Annotated in this window: 2 protein-coding genes and 1 pseudogene; 1 reads left to right on the forward strand and 2 read right to left on the reverse strand. The window is 48.0% G+C overall.

Translation table 11 applies throughout. The features are described from left to right. Positions 1 to 1002, forward strand: a 1002-nt coding sequence (locus tag NW827_RS10810; protein WP_414503680.1) for a hypothetical protein, incomplete at its 5' end; no start/stop codon positions are given. 2 nt (positions 1003 to 1004) lie between these two features. On the opposite strand, the gene NW827_RS10815 is transcribed toward NW827_RS10810, so the two are convergent. Next, positions 1005 to 1964: a J domain-containing protein gene (locus tag NW827_RS10815; RefSeq protein ID WP_414404407.1), complete on the reverse strand. Its 960-nt coding sequence runs from the start codon at positions 1962 to 1964 to the stop codon at positions 1005 to 1007. 213 nt (positions 1965 to 2177) lie between these two features. Then, positions 2178 to 2445: pseudogene (locus tag NW827_RS10820) on the reverse strand (hypothetical protein); the annotation flags it as partial.

Genomic DNA, 2445 nt, shown 5'->3' on the forward strand with positions numbered 1-2445 from the left:
CTAATCGACATTGGCAATAAACTAAACACTGTCTTAGGCTTAACCCAATTTAATACTGCTCTTGGTCTGGCTAACCTGGGTTTGTCTGCCATAGGCTTTGCGGTCGTTATCTCTAAGCTCGATCAAATCGATTCTCGAATTCAAAATCTTCAACAATCTATCTCAGAACTCAAGGATAAGATAGATAGATCGCTCCTTGCTAAGGCTAAGTCTGCTATTAACGTTGCAGAAATAGCTTTGAAGATGTCTTCCCAGACCAACAGGAAGCGATTAGTAACCGAGGTCATTCAGCCTCTGCTTGAGGCTGAGCACTATTATCAAGCTGCGTGGGATTCCAATTGGAACGAGAACAACGGCATTTTGGCTCGCGAGTACATCTTAATCCTATCTTTAGTCTATGTTACAGAGATTAAATGTTACTTAGAGCTGGAGGAGCATGAGATGGCTCTGAAGCGCCTGGCGGAGGCCAAGGAAGTTCTAGAACCCCGTATTAGAAAGTATGTCAAGCTTTTGTTGACTGAAAATCCTTCAGGATATCTTCACAGAGATTGCCAAGGAGTCAGCTTGTCAAGCGTTGTGGAGATTCTCAAGTATGTAAAGGGTGAATCGGATGCGAGTAAGCTGTTTGACGAATATATACGACCAGCTATTTTCAACTCACAAAGCATTAAATCCTGGACTGATAGCATACCACTAAGATCTAGGAATGCCATCCTGGCAATCATTGCCCCATCTTTGATTGATACAGGCGGTTGGATAATCTGGGATCCCATAGTTTGGGATCCTCCTCGGAGAGAAGCTATCCTCAGTAACGCAAATCAAGTTATAGCGACTGCCCAGTCTATGATCGAGTTGGACAGGAGACTGGAAGGCTACAGATACGAAATCACTGAAATGACTCGGCTTGGTCTCAGCTACCAAGAGTGGCAAAGTCTGGTTTTGCCACCGAGGAGCTCGCCTGAGAATCTGGACTCTAAGGTTTTGCTCCTCCTGCTGGCCTAGGATCAATGGGGGTAGAATCCACCGCCTAAACCAAATAGAACTGCCAGTATGCCAATACCAACAGCGACTCCAGCCGCCAGCTTCAGATCCTCCTTTAGCTTCTCAGCGTCCGCTCTTTCCTTTATCGCCGTCAATAGAAAAAGCTGATCCTCTCCGCTAAGCCCGCTTATAAACTCAGGGGATAAAGACTCAAGGGAGAGACTCTTAAAGTAGTCGATCCTGCTCCTGTAGTAAAGCTGAAGTTGAGTGAGTTCCGCACTTTTTTCTTTCTCATGTAGGGCGATTTTTGACTTCGCCCTTTCTTGAAAACTTTTGGCTGTCTCCACTTGCGCTTTACTGTACCTGTCAGAAAATGCTGACCAAGCAAATGCAAAGGCAATGATTACAAGTATAGTACCAATCGCTCCCCAGCCTCCTAAGAAAGCCAAAAAGCCCAAAAACAAAGAGAAAAGGCAGTTCCGTATGTTTTCATCCTTAGTAAGGAAGGCATAATCAACTCTGGCATCCTCTTCCTTAATGCCGATTGAAATAAGGTTTCTCCTTAGCTCGGACTTCACTTGCTCTATCTTTTGATTGTAGTTAACTTCGATACTTTCCTTGCGACGCTCTATTTCCTTTGCAGCTTTCTGTATCTTGTCAGGGTCGAACGGCCAAGTGCTGCCGTCTTGGGTGCTATAGCTGGGTTTGGCTTTCAGGCCTGGGCTATACTCGCTCCCTTTGGTCTGCGGAGCCTGGGAAGCCCTTTGAGAGTCGTAGGCTTTTCGCTTGACAGGGTCACTGAGTATCGTGTAGGCCTCTTGAATGGACTTAAACTTTTCTTCAATGTATTGTCGAGCCTTGTCCGGTGTACCGGGAGGGAGACGATCCGGGTGATACTCTTTGGCAAGCCGCCTGTAGTTCTCTTTAATTTCTTCAAGGGTCGCGTCAGGCTTTGTTTCCAGCTCGCGGTAGAAATCTTTCATGAAGGGATCCCGTCTTTGCTACCTTGCCAGAAGGATTCTACTGCTGCTCCCGTAGGTTATAGCAGCTTTCTTTAATCCTTTTTAATCCCGCCTTGAGTGCCAGACCCGCTAGGGAGAGCCGCACTCCCAACAGTCCTCTGGGGATTGCCGGCTCTTCTTCCTGAGCCGTAGCTATCTATTCCCAATTGCTTGCTGGTTTGGACAGGGAGGGATCTAGTCCAGCTCCCGCCGACGTAGCCGCTGCAAGGCCGAGAGAGGTTTCTCTTCTTCTGGCTGCTTTTCTAGAGTTGCTTCTGGCGGGGCAACTTTTTGGTTTTTCTCGACTTCAAGCGCAAATTTGTCCCCCTCCGAATCGATGGTTAGGGGAGGGGCGGGGTTGTTAGTCTGTTGGCCAGGCAGAGGAACCGACTCCAAGGGGGCCAGCAAGGACTGGATGTGGCTATAGGTTTCGGGGTTGCTGCGGGCGGCGTGGGCCAGGAGG

This window comes from Synechococcus sp. H70.1 (genome assembly GCF_047502705.1).
Lineage (GTDB): Bacteria > Cyanobacteriota > Cyanobacteriia > Thermostichales > Thermostichaceae > Thermostichus.